13 protein-coding genes are annotated in these 15,041 nt (G+C 43.2%); 12 read left to right on the top strand and 1 reads right to left on the bottom strand.

The window, feature by feature from the left end; translation table 11 throughout:
• The first annotated feature begins 119 nt into the window (after positions 1-119).
• The 8 genes from panB (at position 120) to NQ117_RS04395 (ending at position 8,722) form a co-directional block, all read left to right on the top strand.
• Positions 120-992, top strand: a complete 873-nt coding sequence (gene panB, locus NQ117_RS04430; RefSeq protein ID WP_258276782.1) for a 3-methyl-2-oxobutanoate hydroxymethyltransferase — start codon at positions 120-122, stop codon at positions 990-992.
• Positions 989-1,867: a pantoate--beta-alanine ligase gene (gene panC, locus NQ117_RS04425; RefSeq protein WP_258276781.1), complete on the top strand. Its 879-nt coding sequence runs from the start codon at positions 989-991 to the stop codon at positions 1,865-1,867. Before panB ends, panC begins: the two co-directional genes overlap by 4 nt.
• 123 nt (positions 1,868-1,990) lie before the next feature.
• Positions 1,991-2,374: an aspartate 1-decarboxylase gene (panD, locus tag NQ117_RS04420; RefSeq protein ID WP_028593565.1), complete on the top strand. Its 384-nt coding sequence runs from the start codon at positions 1,991-1,993 to the stop codon at positions 2,372-2,374.
• A 118-nt stretch (positions 2,375-2,492) separates the two neighbouring features.
• Entirely contained in the window at positions 2,493-3,173 is a 681-nt protein-coding gene (locus NQ117_RS04415; protein WP_258276780.1) for a tetratricopeptide repeat protein, read from the top strand.
• 112 nt (positions 3,174-3,285) lie between these two features.
• Entirely contained in the window at positions 3,286-6,141 is a 2,856-nt protein-coding gene (gene dinG, locus NQ117_RS04410; RefSeq protein WP_258278166.1) for an ATP-dependent DNA helicase DinG, read from the top strand.
• 77 nt (positions 6,142-6,218) lie between these two features.
• The gene (locus NQ117_RS04405; protein ID WP_258276779.1) at positions 6,219-6,887 is read left to right on the top strand and encodes a redox-sensing transcriptional repressor Rex; all 669 of its coding nucleotides are present in this window, start codon (positions 6,219-6,221) and stop codon (positions 6,885-6,887) included.
• On the top strand, positions 6,862-8,172 hold the full coding sequence (locus NQ117_RS04400) for an amidohydrolase (protein ID WP_258276778.1): 1,311 nt from the start codon (positions 6,862-6,864) through the stop codon (positions 8,170-8,172). The genes NQ117_RS04405 and NQ117_RS04400 overlap by 26 nt, the downstream gene beginning before the upstream one ends.
• A 10-nt stretch (positions 8,173-8,182) precedes the next feature.
• A complete protein-coding gene (locus NQ117_RS04395) occupies positions 8,183-8,722 on the top strand; it encodes a cell wall elongation regulator TseB-like domain-containing protein (protein WP_258276777.1) in 540 nt (179 codons plus the stop codon).
• Between the two features lie 107 nt (positions 8,723-8,829).
• Here NQ117_RS04395 and NQ117_RS04390 read toward each other — a convergent pair whose 3' ends face one another.
• Positions 8,830-10,197: a lytic polysaccharide monooxygenase gene (locus NQ117_RS04390; protein ID WP_258276776.1), complete on the bottom strand. Its 1,368-nt coding sequence runs from the start codon at positions 10,195-10,197 to the stop codon at positions 8,830-8,832.
• Positions 10,198-10,733: 536 nt separating this feature from the next.
• Here NQ117_RS04390 and NQ117_RS04385 point away from each other — a divergent pair.
• From NQ117_RS04385 to NQ117_RS04370, 4 genes are all read left to right on the top strand, one after another.
• Complete coding sequence (locus tag NQ117_RS04385; protein WP_258276775.1) at positions 10,734-11,297, top strand: quinolinate synthase; 564 nt, start codon at positions 10,734-10,736, stop codon at positions 11,295-11,297.
• Positions 11,269-12,789: an AAA family ATPase gene (locus tag NQ117_RS04380; RefSeq protein WP_258276774.1), complete on the top strand. Its 1,521-nt coding sequence runs from the start codon at positions 11,269-11,271 to the stop codon at positions 12,787-12,789. Before NQ117_RS04385 ends, NQ117_RS04380 begins: the two co-directional genes overlap by 29 nt.
• A gap of 140 nt (positions 12,790-12,929) precedes the next feature.
• On the top strand, positions 12,930-13,802 hold the full coding sequence (locus tag NQ117_RS04375; RefSeq protein WP_258276773.1) for a 3-hydroxyacyl-CoA dehydrogenase family protein: 873 nt from the start codon (positions 12,930-12,932) through the stop codon (positions 13,800-13,802).
• On the top strand, positions 13,799-15,004 hold the full coding sequence (locus NQ117_RS04370) for an acetate/propionate family kinase (protein ID WP_258276772.1): 1,206 nt from the start codon (positions 13,799-13,801) through the stop codon (positions 15,002-15,004). The genes NQ117_RS04375 and NQ117_RS04370 overlap by 4 nt, the downstream gene beginning before the upstream one ends.
• The last annotated feature ends 37 nt before the right edge of the window (positions 15,005-15,041 follow it).

The following is a 15,041-nucleotide window of genomic DNA, read 5'->3' as shown; positions in this document are numbered from 1 at the left end:
AGACAGAAAGACGTCCGCATGTGACTTCTTTTTTGCTTTGGGACCTTTTTAGTGGAAACGCTAAAAGGTTTTTTTGTTTTGCGTAAACTAAAAAGGAAAAACCAAAGGAGTTGACTTACATGTCAGTAGTCAAAAAACAGCCTGTAAGCATTGTTAAATTGAAGAATATGAAAGAAAATAAAAACCCCATTACAATGGTGACTGCGTATGATTATCCAACTGCAGCACTTGTCGAACAAGCTGGGGTAGATACGATTCTAGTTGGAGACTCGCTTGGAAATGTCGTTCTTGGATACGATTCCACATTGCCAGTCACCATTGATGATATGGTTTACCATACGCGCGCTGTACGCCGTGGAGCGGCTAATACATTTATTGTAGCCGATATGCCGTTCATGACCTATCACAGCACGGTTGCAGAGACGTTAAATGACGTTCGTCGACTCATGCAAGAAGGTCATGCAAACGCTGTTAAAATGGAAGGCGGCGCGGAGATTACTTTAATGGTTGACGCGTGCGTTAAGGCAGGAGTGCCTGTTCTAGGTCATATCGGACTAACGCCTCAATCTGTACATCAACTTGGAGGCTACCGCATTCAAGGCAAAACAAAAGAAGATGCAGAACGCTTGCTACAAGATGCGCTTGCATTGGAGCGCGCAGGTGCATTCGCAATTGTGCTTGAGCTAGTAACGGATCAAGTGGCTGCTTATATTAGTGAGCGCCTGAGCATTCCTACCATTGGTATTGGTGCAGGTGCAGGCTGTGATGGCCAAGTGCTTGTATTCCATGATATTGTCCGCTACTCACCAGATTACCGCGAGAAGCGCTTTGTTAAGACTTATGCCGATATCGGAACAACAATAAGAGAAAGCATCCAATCTTATGTACAAGATGTCAAGACACGTGCATTCCCTGCAGAAGTAAACAGCTTCCGAGCAGAAGATGATGTAGTTGAGCATTTGTATGGCCCAGGAAAGGTGGAAGTTCGTTGATCGTAGCACGTACGGTTGAAGAAATAAGAGCGGCGGTGCAGCAATTGCGCCGCAATCGCCCTAATAGTACAGTTGGTTTTGTACCGACAATGGGCTATTTGCATGAAGGACATGCAAGTCTGATGCGGAAGTCGGTTGAACAAAATGAGATCTCTGTACTTAGCATCTTTGTGAATCCGATTCAATTTGGCCCAAATGAAGATTTAGAACGCTATCCGCGAAATGAGTCAGGTGATTTACAGCTCGCTGGGCAATGTGGTATTGATATCGTATTTTTACCATCTGTTGATGTCATGTACCCGCAAGCGACAAAGACTAAGATCAGAGTTGCTGAAGTAACAGAAGGATTATGTGGGGCATCTAGACCTGGTCATTTTGATGGAGTAACGACTGTCGTAGCTAAATTATTTAATATGGTAAAACCGGATCGTGCTTATTTTGGTTTGAAAGATGCGCAGCAAGTGGCTGTTATTCAACAGATGGTAAATGACCTGAATATCGATGTGCAAATCGTACCTTGTCCGATTGTCAGAGAAGCAGATGGTCTAGCACTTAGTTCACGTAATGTGTACCTATCCGATGAAGAACGTAGACAGGCGCTTGTTTTGTCTGAGTCCTTACAAATGGCACATTCGCTAATTCGTGAACAGTCAACCATTACTGCTGCCGAACTGAATGACGTAATCGTTAAATATATTCAGGCAATGCCAATTGCAAATATTGACTATGTAGAGATTGTTCAGTATCCAAGTATGGAGCGCTTTGCTGCATCTGTTCAGTTGGCGAAACACAACTCTGACATATTAATCGCGCTTGCTGTCAGATTTGGCAATACGAGATTGATTGATAACTTATATTTGCCATACCAATCATAAGAACGGGTGTGCGACCGATAACGATTTATGTTCTATATACTCACTCAATGTCAGGCGAAATTTAGTTTCTAACTTATTTATGTTTTTCAAATATATGAATCATAAAGAAATGGGGATTATGCCGTGATTCGTGAAATGATGAAATCGAAAATTCATCGTGCGACGGTAACAGAAGCAAATTTGAACTACGTCGGAAGTATTACCATTGATGAGCATCTTATGGAATTAGCAGACTTGCTGCCGAATGAGAAAGTTCAAATCGTAAATAATAATAATGGTGCTCGTCTCGAAACGTATGTGATCCGTGGCGCGCGTCATTCTGGTGTTATTTGTTTGAATGGTGCAGCGGCCCGACTTGTTCAACCCGGAGATAACGTCATAATTATTTCCTATGCTGGCATGACCAATGAAGAGGCGCGTCAATATGAGCCTCGGATCGTCTTTGTTGATGAGCGCAATCGTCCCACTGAAACAGCGGGTGTCGAGATTCATGCAACAATTCGATAACAGCTTGAGGCAGTATTGTTGAATCAATGCCATCCCGCATGAAAAGCATCGTTGATACACACAATGAACGTGAGCCAAACAACAACGCACAGCATCACATGTAGAGGTGGGATGAATCGTGTTGCAGCACATGTTCGCGACGATGAATGATCAGTTGGATGACATTATGAAGCACTATCCGAAAGCGAAGGGGCAAATGCGTGAAGAGCTGAAACAGCAAATTCAACTGCTCACTTCCATGAGTGATCATTTTCTGGAAGAATGGCTTCGATTTGAAGAGAAGCTGGCATTACTTCGTAAGCAAGAGGAAGGCGAGCATAACAGCCCAAGCAACAGTCTAAAAAGTATCGTTTCCAAAAAAGAGCCCTCTGTACAGAAGTCTATTTTGGATTTGGATTACAGTGATCCTTTTCAACGGGGGCAAGGTTACTTTACGCTTTTGATGTATCATCAAGCAGCACCTCAGTTTGAGCAGGCTGCCCTACAGCAACCTGAACGATTATTAGTAAGAGCATATTTGGGATTGTCTTATTTGCATCTCGGTCGCAAGCAGGAAGCATGCCGTCATTTTCATTTTATTATTCCGTTGACGGAAGATGCAATGCTGAAAGCATTGGCGTATAATGCATTAGGTTGTATTCAAGCGATGGATCGAAATACGGAGAAAGCACAGCACTATTTTCACCAAGCGCATGTTGCTGATCCAACGATTCCCGAGCCAATTGCTAATTTACAAGTATGTATAGATAATCATGGCTGTCTCCAGTTAGGAGAAAAGCGAATGGTTCATATGGGATGAAATTACAAGAGGGGAACATCTTTTCGTAAGATGTACCCCTCTACTCATTTCCAAACAACCGAACATCTGTTATGCTATATAAACAGAATTGGGCGAGAGGAATATGTAAATGATGAGATTTGCCGTATTGGACTTTGAAACGACAGGCAATCAGCCTGGCGATGAAATTATACAGATTGGCTTCGTTGTGCTAAATGAACAGCTAACGATTGAACAGCAATATCATACTCTTGTCCGTCCTTCTATCCCGATTCCTGCTTTTATTACACAATTAACAGGAATTACTGATGAAATGGTTGCCGATGCTCCTGACTTGGATGAGGCGATGACAGGACTCGTGCCACTATTAAGCGATGTGGCGTTGGTGGGTCATCATGTAGCTTTTGATTATCAATTTTTAAGGAATGCACTTGAACAGACGGGCTATTTGCCTTTTACAGGCCGCATATTGGATACGATTGAAATGCTGCGAATCTTATTTCCGTCATTAACATCTTATCAATTAGGCTCGGTTGCGCAAACATTTGGAATCGAACACGAGCGGCCGCATCAGGCAGATAGTGACGCACTGGCAACCGCACACATATTTGTTCGTTGCATAGAAGCGATTCGAGATCTTCCCCTTTTGACGCTGCAGCGTATTGTTGAATTGTTTGCAAATGAAGATAATGATCTAGCTTGGCTGCTGCAGTCTGAGCTTGCACGTATCGAACAAGATGCAACCCGATTCAATGATCGTCATGATCAGCAATCGTACCGTCAGCTTAGTTTTAAGACGGATGAATGGACAGATGAGCTACCACCGCGCGAGGGCATGAAAGATCAGGCGTTAGAAGGTGTTTCTTTCCGCTCCTTTATGGATCAAGTGAAAGATAATCTCAAACAGCGGTTCACCAACTATGAACCTCGCTCTGCGCAAGAGCAGATGTTTGACGAAGTTATGGAGTGTTTGGATGAAGACAAGCACTTACTTATTGAAGCTGGTACGGGGACTGGGAAGTCTCTTGGGTATTTGCTCCCAGCTTTATATCACAGTGTGAAGAATGACAAGAAAGTCATTATCAGTACACATACAATCAACTTGCAAGAGCAGTTGCGCCAACGGGATTTGCCGCTGCTTGACATGATAATGCCTGTGCCATTCAAAGCTTCGGTATTAAAAGGCCGCAGTCATTATTTGTGTTTGAGAAAGTTTGAACATAAAATAAATCATAGAGAGTTTGTGCATGCTCGTGATGATCTCATCACAGCTGCGCAGATGGTTGTTTGGTTAAGTCAGACCGAACATGGTGATGATGAAGAGCTTCACTTGGTTCATAAAGGGCCTGATTTTTGGGATACAGTCTCCAGCGACAGCGATTCTTGCTTGAATCGTGCCTGTCCTTGGTTCCGACGCTGTTATTATCATCGTGCCAAGAACAATGCAAATTTATCGGACGTCATTATTACGAATCACTCTCTATTGTTTACTGATGTGATCGCGGAGCATCGATTGCTACCTGCATATGAGCATTTGGTCATTGATGAGGCACATCATTTTGAAGAGACTGCTGGAAAGCATCTTGGCGTACATGTGCAATATTTCTCCTTAATACATCCGCTCGTACGTTTGTACAAAGATAGTAAGAACGGTTCACTTGTTCTGCTGCAAACCCGCTTGCGATTATCTGGCAGTGAGAAATCATTGGTGTGGGCAGAAGGCATTGATAAGCTAATGAATCAAATTGTTGAGATGAAAGACAGTTGGGATCGGCTGCATGAAGCTATGTATCAGTTGCTTCCAGCGCCAGAAGCAGGCCAAGCTGAAGTGGGACAGGCTGTATTAAGGTTGCAATCGTCAAATAAGCCCGAAGCATGGTCAGCCATTTCTGAGATGGAACAAGAAATTCATACAAGATTAAATGAAATCGTGCGTTCCGGCGAGAAACTGACTCAAGAGTGGAAAGAAGCTGATGACGAGGAGTTACAGGGTGTTATTACAGATGTAACAGGATTGTTAAAAGATTTGGCGAATGTTAAAGATGAATTCCGAATGTTTGTCCAAGTTAGTGATCCTGAGACTGTTTATTGGATGGAAGGCAATCCGCAATACAAGCATAAATCCATGAATATGTATGCTGTACCCGTAGACGTTAGTGAAGCGCTTAACCGGTACTTCTTTGAACCGAAGAAAAGTGTCATTCTTACATCTGCAACCTTGTCTGTAGATAAATCTTTCAGCTTTGTGGAAGAACAGATCGGTTTGAAAGATGCTGCTAGGGATGGACGTTTGAATACGGTTATTTTGCCTTCTCCGTTTAATTACCGTGAACAGGCTCTGGTCATTATACCGCGTGATTTCCCGACAGTGAGAGGTTCAAGCGATCCTCATTTTAACTCAAACCTGACCACCTCTTTAGCGGATATTGCTAAAGTGACGAAAGGTAGAATGCTTGTGCTGTTTACCTCCTATCGTATGCTCAAGGACGTATATGAGCCTTTGAAGGAACACTTGAAGCTTCATGGGATTCAAGTGCTTGGTCAAGGAATGGATAGTGGGAACCGTAGTAAGCTTACACGTCGTTTTCAGGAACAATCAGCATCGGTGCTTCTTGGTACAAGCAGCTTCTGGGAAGGTGTAGATATTCCAGGTGACGCTTTGACTTGTTTGGCAATTGTTCGATTGCCATTCCAACCGCCGAATCATCCGTTGGTTGAAGCAAAATGTGATTTATTGAAGCGACGCAAACAAAATCCGTTTCGTAAATACTCCGTGCCTCAAGCTGTTATTCGATTCAAGCAGGGCTTTGGTCGTCTTATTCGAACAACACAGGACAAAGGAATTGTACTAATTTATGATACGCGAGTTATCGAAACAAGCTATGGGAAGCATTTTCTGTATTCATTACCTGGTCCCAAAATGGAACATATGGCTACAGAGCACGTTGTTCCGAGAGTTGAAACGTGGCTGAAAGAGGAACAGCAGTAACCAGTAGTGGAAATGTAAAAGGTTTATTATAATAAGAGTTGGCATGTTGATAGGTAGAACGAAAGGGGGACTGGTATATGAAAACACTAAAAATTTCTGAAGCTGTCGTACGCAGATTGCCTGTATATTTGCGACATCTGAAAGAACTAAAACAGAGTGAAGTACTAACCATATCGTCTCAGGATTTGGGACAGAAACTAGATCTGAATCCAGCCCAAATTCGAAAGGATTTAGCCTATTTCGGAGATTTTGGTCGGAAAGGTATCGGATATGACGTCTCTTATCTAATTGAGCAGATTCGACATATACTTAAGCTGGATCAACAAATTAATGTTGCTCTAGTTGGAGCAGGTAAACTTGGACAAGCATTGTGCAACTATTCTGGTTTTTTAAATGACAATATGAAAATCGTTGCCGTATTTGATGCATTTCCAGCGAAGATAGAGACTGCTATTCGTGAACTAGAGGTTCAGCCAATGGAGGAACTGAAAGAGCGAGTTGAGGCAAATAACATTCGTATTGGCATCATTACCGTACCTGCATTAGAAGCGCAGCAGGTAGCTGATCGCTTTGTTGAGGCTGGTGTAGAGGCGATTTTGAACTTTGCTCCAGTTATTTTAAAGGTGCCTGCACATGTTCGTGTGCATACAGCTGACTTCTCAACAGATTTGTTCAGCTTAGCTTACTATTTACCTAATGAAGGAAAGGACGTTGTACCGAATGACACAACGATTGATCATACGTAACGGACTATTTGCACAATTGCAAGAGGACGCAGCTCAAACTACAATTAAAGGCTACATGGTGGTAGAACAAGATCGGATCGTCTATATCGGTGAAACACTGCCTGAAGCTTATGAACAAGGTGAAGCAGAATATATAGATGGCAAAGGCCTGTTTTTCATGCCGGGCTTAATTAATACGCATGGTCATGCTGCTATGTCGCTGCTTCGTGGCTACGGTGATGATATGGTTCTCCAGAGCTGGTTGCAGGAAAAGATGTGGCCTATGGAAGCTAAATTTACGGGCAACGATGTTTATTGGGGTACAGCTTTATCTGTTATCGAAATGCTTAAAGGCGGTACTACGCTATTCGTCGATATGTATGATCATATGGACCAAGTTGCAAAAGTCAGTGAAGAATCCGGCATTCGCGCTGCCTTGATGCGTGGTGCGATTGGATTGTGCAGTGAAGACGTACAGCGCATGAAGTTGAATGAGGCTGTTCAATTTGCGAAAGACTGGAATGGACAAGCAAATGGTAGAATTACGACTTTGCTTGCACCGCATGCTCCATATACATGCCCGCCGGCATTCATTGAAAAGTTCGTAGAGGCTGCTCACGAGTTAGATTTGATGCTGCATACACATATGTCTGAAACAGCAGCAGAAGTTGAGCAAAATGTAAAAGAATATGGACTTCGTCCAGTAGCTCATTTGGAGAAGCTTGGATTGTTTAGCCGTCCTTCCTTTATAGCACATGGCGTACATTTGAATGACGAAGAAATCGCAACCTTGGCGAAGTACAATGTTGGTGTATCTCATAATCCAGGAAGTAATCTCAAATTGGCAAGCGGTGTTGCACGTGTCGTTGATTTGCAGCGAGCTGGAGTTGTCGTATCTCTAGGTACCGATGGTGCTGCGAGCAATAACAACCTAGACATGTTCGAAGAAATGCGACTAGCTGCCCTTATACATAAAGGGGTATCTGGTGATCCAACCGCTGTTCCTGCTGCAGATGCAATGAGAATGGCTACGGTAAACGGAGCTCAGACACTTCATATGAACGATGTAGGTTTGTTGCAAGTTGGGATGAAAGCGGACTTTATCGCGGTTAACATTGATCAGCCGCATTTATATCCTCATACGGATCTCGTATCTCATATGGTATACTCCGCGAGCGCTAAAGATGTTCAGCACGTATGGGTTGACGGGAACCAAGTTGTTAAGAATGGTGAGTGCTTGACAATGGATGAAGAGCGTATTAAGCATGAAGCGGAACAATGCTTCCGAAACTTGCTTGAACGCTAGGAGGCAGTAGATGGATCTTCATATGACTAGAAGTCGGCCACGACGCGATCGTAATCCGCGTTGGCGTTGGGTTGTGTCTGGTGTATTGCTAGCATTGGTGATGGTTATTAGTCTCCTTGTATACTTCTTAAATTCGGTGAATCGTGAGGAAGATGCCAAAGAAGCTGCCGCGATTCAAAGGGCGAATGAAGCGATTCAACTTGTGAGTGTTGATGAAGTAGATAAGTTTGTTTGGTATGATACAACCTATGTGATTCATGGGAAAGATGCATCGAATACTGACCAAATTGTTTGGGTAGGCAAGGAAAAGGTAGATGTGAAGCGAGCAGCTGATGGGGTAGATAAAGCTTATATCGCGAATCAAATCTTGACTAGTTATCCAGATGCGGAAATTAAGCAAATAAAGCCTGGTATCAAAGATAGAGTGTTTGTATACCAAGCGTTCGTCTATCGGAAAGATGAAGAAGGGACGAACCGCCATTTTTATCACTTCTTCCGATTCGATAACGGTCAACGCATTGGTGAAGGATCTCCAATGCCAAATCAATAACCAAGAGCGTAAGCGTTCATGTATGTGAATGTTTACGCTTTTTTGCTGTGAAAAAGGAGAGCTGATTATTCAGCCCTCCTTCGATACTCGAAACTACTTGTAGATAATTATTTTACTTGCCACAATGCTGGAGTGTTTGTTGGCTCCCAGCCATTAAGGGAAGTATGAGCAAGGCGGCAAACATAAGTAACATTGTTGAAAGTTACTTCCGCTCCTACAGCATAAGCAGTGTTAGCAGCCCATGCAGGAGCAGTGCCTGGATTTTCAGTTCCTGTGTCAGCAGTAGTTACAGTCAAAATGTTGCTGTCAGCGGAAACGTTGCCAGCAGCATCGATCGCACGAACTTTGAAAGAGTATGCTGTATTAGCAGTTAGACCTGTTACGTTGTACTCGATTGCAGTTCCAGGAACCGTTGCAACTAGTGTATTGCCATTGTAGATTTGGTAGCCAGTTACACCAACGTTGTCAGTGGACTCTGTCCACATCAAGGATACGTTGTTAGCAGTAACAGTCATTTTGTGCAAATAAGTTGGTGCAGTAGGAGCAGTAGTATCATTAGCAACAGGTGCAGTTGTAGCACTTACAGCATTGCTAGCTACAGATACATTGCCAGCAGCATCGACAGCTTTAACCGTAAACGTGTAAGCCGTATTGGATGTCAATCCAGCAGCTGTGTAGTTCAATGTAGAACCAGATACAGTAGCGATCAAAGTAGAGCCGTTAAAAATTTGGTAGCCAGTCACACCAACATTGTCAGAAGCAGCATTCCAAGCAAGGGAAACGCTAGTTGTCGTTGTGCCAGCAGCGCTTAAGCTTGTAGGTGCAGTTGGAGCAACAGTGTCTGTTGGTGCTTGTCCACCGAAGTTTACATCGATAACGTTATAGAATGCGTTTGGTGTATCAGCGATTTCCCAAACAGCAAGGATTACATGGTACCCAGTGCGATCTGTAGGGACGTTACAGCTGTGAGAGAAATCTTTTGGTGGTTGTTTGCCGCCGCCTTCAGCTGTACAGAAAGGAGTCAAGTTGAAGGAATCACGAGTCAATGCAGCATTCTGATTCCAGTTAGGTTTTGTAAGGTAGTACTTCCAGTTTGTTGTTGCATGGTTAGCTGTCTTTTTCCAAGCAAATGTTGTTGGACCGCCAGTCAAATTGACTTTGGACCAACGTGTAGCGGATTGAGCGTCCATATTAGAGAATCTAGGATCTGCAGCACTTGCAATCTTGCCATCTGCAGGGCCAGCTGCTGGGAATCCTTTAGGTCCTTCAAGGCTTTGTGGTTCATATTGAACAGCACCACAGTTTGTGTTGACGCCTGTAGCACACAGGCTAGTACGGCTCTTTGGATCTAGAACATAACCGTGAGCGCTAACTTTATCAGCGAACATAAGCGTGCACGCAGTCACTAACACTGTAACACCCGTAGCGACCAAAAGTTTGCTAAGTATAGGGCTGGATAAACGTAATTGCATCATGAATTACCTCCTAAAATGTGAGTTTCTAATTGGAAATTACAAATACTTCTTCGTCCGAAACAGTACGTCAGGACCTCCTCTACAAACTTGGCGATAAAATATGGTTTTCTCTCGGTTTACCGCTATCAACTCCCCTATGTATAGGTGTAATAAATATATATAAACTCAATGTGAGCTTATACCGTGTGCAACAATACTAGTAGTGAAAATGGGCATTGAAAATAACGAATGTAAAAGTGAATGGAACATATAAATGAGAGTTTTGTAATCATAGGTGTGGGAATTCGTGTTGAAATTTGAGGAAATATGTAATGTGATCGATTTCATTGTCAATCTATTACATTGGTAAGATGAAGTATAAACCAAAGTTCGACTATTGTAAACGATTTCAGATATATTTTGACAAAAGGTTTTGGGACCGAAGATCCAATCATTACATTCAAGTAATGATATATCGATATGATATACTTCAATATATACTCTATAAAGTAATACCGTCGAAGATTTAGCTTAATCCCTATTAAGGAGTGAAGATCATGCAAAATAAACGTTGGGTAGCCTTGGTTGCAACAATGGCGGTCAGTTCGATTGTTTTGTTCGGCGGTTGGTCTTTTTATCGTCATCAAATGATTGAAACACCATTGCATTCAACCATTCAGCAAATAGATAAAGTTCAGCAAGCAAAAGTAGTATGGGATCCTAAACAAGTCTCAATAGAAATCGAACTAGAGCCGGGTGCGGATGTTCGTACAGTCGTACAAGAAGTGAAGCGGCAAGCTGACAAAGAATCGAAGAAGCGTAATATTTCTATAAAAATAAATAATGAGCATTCAACTCCAGAGCTTGAGCGTTGGTGGTCTCAAGCGCTGTTTCCAGTGACGGAAGCAATGGCACATCGCAACTACGGCGATATCCCTGTTCAATTGAACAAACTAGCCGAGGGAAGCGGAGTTGCTGTGAAGACAGAAATGGATAAAGAATATGTATATGTGACGCTGACAGCAGAGAAGGGAAAAGGAAGCAAAGTTATGTTGCTGCCGCTCAATGGAGAGTCTATGGGGGTGTGGCCAAATGAACAATCGAACAAAACGATGGCTTGAGATCGGAGTTGGCGTATTAATTCCGTTAATAGCGCTTTTGGCTTACATTGGCGTTAATGTGTGGCCTGTTGTATTTGCTATGACTGTAATCAGCTTATTGGCCATCGTTGCTAAACGCAGAGGTCAAGTAATGGGCAGATATGAAGGAAATGCTTCTCGAACGAAGTCGGGGACACTGACTGATAAATCTTTAAGTTTTAATGACATTGGCGGGCAGGATCGTGCCAAACAAGAGCTCATTGAAGCGTTAGACTTCCTTGTAAAAAGAGAGGATATTCGCAAGTTCGGCATTCGTCCACTTAAAGGCCTACTGTTAACAGGTCCTCCCGGAACAGGGAAAACCTTAATGGCAAAGGCTGCTGCCAACTATGCCGATGCCGTATTTCTAGGTGCATCAGGAAGTGAGTTTGTCGAGATGTACGTTGGCGTTGGTGCAGGTCGTATTCGCGAACTTTTCAAAGAAGCGCGCCAACAGGCTAAAAAGTTGAAGAAAGAAAGTGCCGTCATTTTTATCGATGAAATCGATGTTATTGGTGGCAAGCGAGATGGCGGTCAGCAGCGAGAATACGACCAGACGTTGAATCAGCTCTTGACTGAAATGGATGGTTTATACGGAAATGAAAATCCACAAATTTTAATTATAGCAGCAACAAACCGTAAAGAAATGCTGGATTCAGCTTTATTGCGTCCTGGTCGCTTTGACCGCCATATTCAAGTCGATCTGCCTGACAAAAATGGCCGTATACACATTTTACAGCTGCATGCGAAGAATAAACCGATGGCTGATAATGTCATGCTAGAGCGTATTGCAGAAGAAACATTCGGTTTCTCTGGCGCACAGTTGGAAAGCGTCCTTAACGAAGGGGCGATTTATGCCATGCGTGAAGCTGACGAGCAGATTCAAATGAAGCATCTTACGCAAGCGATTGATAAAGTAATGATGGGTGAGAAAACGGATCGTGAAACAGCGCAAGATGAACGATTCCGTGTAGCTGTACACGAACTTGGGCATGCAATTGCTGCCGAGGCAGTTCGCCCCGGAAGTGTATCCCAAATTTCACTAAGTCCGCGTGGTCAAGCGCTTGGCTATGTGCGACATCAACCGCAGCAGGACCGTTATATTTATACAAAGCCTTTTTTGGAAGAGCAAATTATGATTGCTTTAGGCGGTGCCGTCGCTGAAGAAATGTTCTACGGAGACCGCTCTACCGGTTCTCAGGGAGATTTTGATCAAGCATTGAACATTGTAGAAACGATGGTTAATGCGGGGCTCACGGAGCTAGGGATTGTACGTTTGAAGCATGTGTCTAATGAAAAATTAACTGTGGAAATGAATCGCATTTTAGAACAATTGCATAGTAAAGTTCGTGAACAATTGGAACAGTATAAAGATGTGTTTGATCAAGCCATTTTGCCGCTTTTACAGGACGAAAGACTTGATGGCAATGCATTTAGGTGTCTATTTTGTGACAGTAAGAAAATACCAGTGTGAAAATCACTGGTTTTTTCACTTCATATACATGAAAAATGATAAGATATGGTTAGTTACCTATGCTATTTATGCTGATAACGATGCCTGTCCTTCGGGTACAATATCGGGAGAGCATAGCAACATGAAAGGTGGAAGAGACCATGTTTTTCAAAAAGATAGGCGTCATTGGCGGCGGTACAATGGGCCAAGGCATAGCAGAAATGCTTGCTGTTAAAGGTCTAGACGTATTGCTTGTTGAGCAAACGCCAGAAAAATTAGACCATGCTTATTCCATGATCGAACTGAGCTTGGACAAGCAGTTAGAGAAATGGGCAATCACCCAAGCAGAAAAAAAACTGATCTTGTCCCGCATCGATAAGGTTACTCACTTGGCAGAACTAAGTTCTTGCGATATGGTTATCGAGACCATTTCTGAAGATCTTGATGCAAAGAAAGCTGTATTTGCTGAGCTTGATCGCGTCTGTCCAAGTAACATTATATTAGCGAGCAATACTTCTACATTATCCCTTACTGAGCTGGCTAGCACGACGAAATATCCTGGACGTGTTATCGGCATGCACTTTATTTATCCGGTATCCAAAATTGATTTGGTCGAAATTATCCGTGGTTTGAAAACGTCTGAAGAAACTTTCTCCGAAACGAAACGTTTTGTGGAAGAAGTTGTTCAGAAAAAGGGCGTAATGGTTTATGAATCGCCTGGTTTCGTAACTACACGGCTTATTTGTGTGCTTATTAACGAAGCACTTCACGTACTTCAAGAAGGTGTTGCAACGCCTGAAGACATCGACAATGCGATGAAGATCGGTTATAATTTCCAATATGGTCCACTTGAAATGGCTGATCACTTTGGACTTGATTCGGTATTGGCAGCGATGGAGCGTATGTTCCGTGAGTTCGGGGATATCAAGTATCGTCCGTCCGTGTTGTTGAAGAAAATGGTGCGTGCAAATCAACTAGGCGTTAAGACTGGCGCTGGATTTTTCAAGTATGACAAGGATGGGGATAGAGTATGAAAATTCTCGTAATTAACGCAGGAAGCTCGTCGTTGAAATACCAAGTATATGATATGTCAAGTGAAACAGCTCTAGCGACTGGTCGCGTTGAGCGTATTGGCATGGACTCATCTATTCTCGTTCATGAGCCTCATCATGCGGACGAGATGTCCGAAGTAAGTGAAATCCTTGACCACACGACAGCGATCCGCAAAGTGTTGGACAAGTTGACTGATGCAGAAGTAGGAGTAGTGAAGTCCATCGATGAGATCGAAGCTGTCGGACATCGTGTCGTTCACGGCGGTGAAACTTTCAAAGGATCCGTACTTGTTACTTCTGAAGTTAAAGCAGAAATTCGTCGCCTATTTGACTTGGCACCGCTTCATAACCCAGCGTGTATGATGGGTATTAAGGCAGCAGAGTCGAATATGCCAAATGTTCCGCAAGTATGTGTATTTGATACGGCATTCCACCAAACGATGCCAGCAAGATCTTATATGTACGCGATTCCACAAGTACTTTACAAGAAGCATAAGATTCGCCGTTATGGTTTCCACGGTACATCTCATGATTATGTAAGTAAGCAAGCTGCGGCTGTAGTAGGTCGTCCGCTTGAAGACTTGAAGATTATTACTTGCCATATCGGTAATGGCGGCAGCTTGACGGCTGTTCAAGGTGGTAAATCTGTCGATACTACGATGGGAATGACACCGCTTGAAGGTTTGATGATGGGTACGCGTTCTGGTGACTTGGACCCTGCAATCGTGCCATTCACGATGAGCAAAGAAGATCTTACAGTTAACGAAGTAAACTCCATGCTTAACAAGCATAGTGGTCTTCAAGCAATCTCTGGTACATCCAGTGATATGCGTGAAATTACGGAAGGCATGGAAGCTGGTGAACCGAATGCTACTTTGGCATTCGACATGTATGAATACCGCATCCGCAAATATATCGGTGCTTATGCAGCGGCTATGGACGGAGCAGACGTAATCGTATTTACAGCTGGTGTAGGTGAGAACTCTGCTGTACTTCGCCAACGCATCTGTGAGAAATTGACATTCTTGGGCGTTGAAATTGACCAAGAGTTAAATAAAATCCGCTCTAAAGAGCCTCGCTACATTTCTACAGCGAACTCTAAAGTTGCGGTACTCGTCGTTCCTACGAACGAAGAGCTCATGATTGCTCGTGATACGTATCGTCTTGCTAACAACGCGAAATAAAACGCATAATGCATAAGCATAACAAGGGAGAGAACGA

The organism is Paenibacillus sp. SC116, assembly GCF_024733555.1.
Lineage (GTDB): Bacteria > Bacillota > Bacilli > Paenibacillales > Paenibacillaceae > Paenibacillus_B.
Note: the sequence above shows the minus strand (reverse complement) of the source record. Positions and strands in the feature narration are given on the sequence as shown.

What these genes read in the sequence shown, in the direction of transcription:
- NQ117_RS04375 (WP_258276773.1), top strand. Translation starts at nt 12,930, where the DNA reads ATGTTTTTCAAAAAGATAGGCGTCATTGGCGGCGGTACAATGGGCCAA.
- NQ117_RS04395 (WP_258276777.1), top strand. Translation starts at nt 8,183, where the DNA reads ATGGATCTTCATATGACTAGAAGTCGGCCACGACGCGATCGTAATCCG.
- panB (WP_258276782.1), top strand. Translation starts at nt 120, where the DNA reads ATGTCAGTAGTCAAAAAACAGCCTGTAAGCATTGTTAAATTGAAGAAT.
- NQ117_RS04370 (WP_258276772.1), top strand. Translation starts at nt 13,799, where the DNA reads ATGAAAATTCTCGTAATTAACGCAGGAAGCTCGTCGTTGAAATACCAA.
- NQ117_RS04405 (WP_258276779.1), top strand. Translation starts at nt 6,219, where the DNA reads ATGAAAACACTAAAAATTTCTGAAGCTGTCGTACGCAGATTGCCTGTA.
- NQ117_RS04400 (WP_258276778.1), top strand. Translation starts at nt 6,862, where the DNA reads ATGACACAACGATTGATCATACGTAACGGACTATTTGCACAATTGCAA.
- NQ117_RS04390 (WP_258276776.1), bottom strand. Translation starts at nt 10,197, where the DNA reads ATGATGCAATTACGTTTATCCAGCCCTATACTTAGCAAACTTTTGGTC.
- dinG (WP_258278166.1), top strand. Translation starts at nt 3,286, where the DNA reads ATGAGATTTGCCGTATTGGACTTTGAAACGACAGGCAATCAGCCTGGC.
- NQ117_RS04380 (WP_258276774.1), top strand. Translation starts at nt 11,269, where the DNA reads ATGAACAATCGAACAAAACGATGGCTTGAGATCGGAGTTGGCGTATTA.
- NQ117_RS04385 (WP_258276775.1), top strand. Translation starts at nt 10,734, where the DNA reads ATGCAAAATAAACGTTGGGTAGCCTTGGTTGCAACAATGGCGGTCAGT.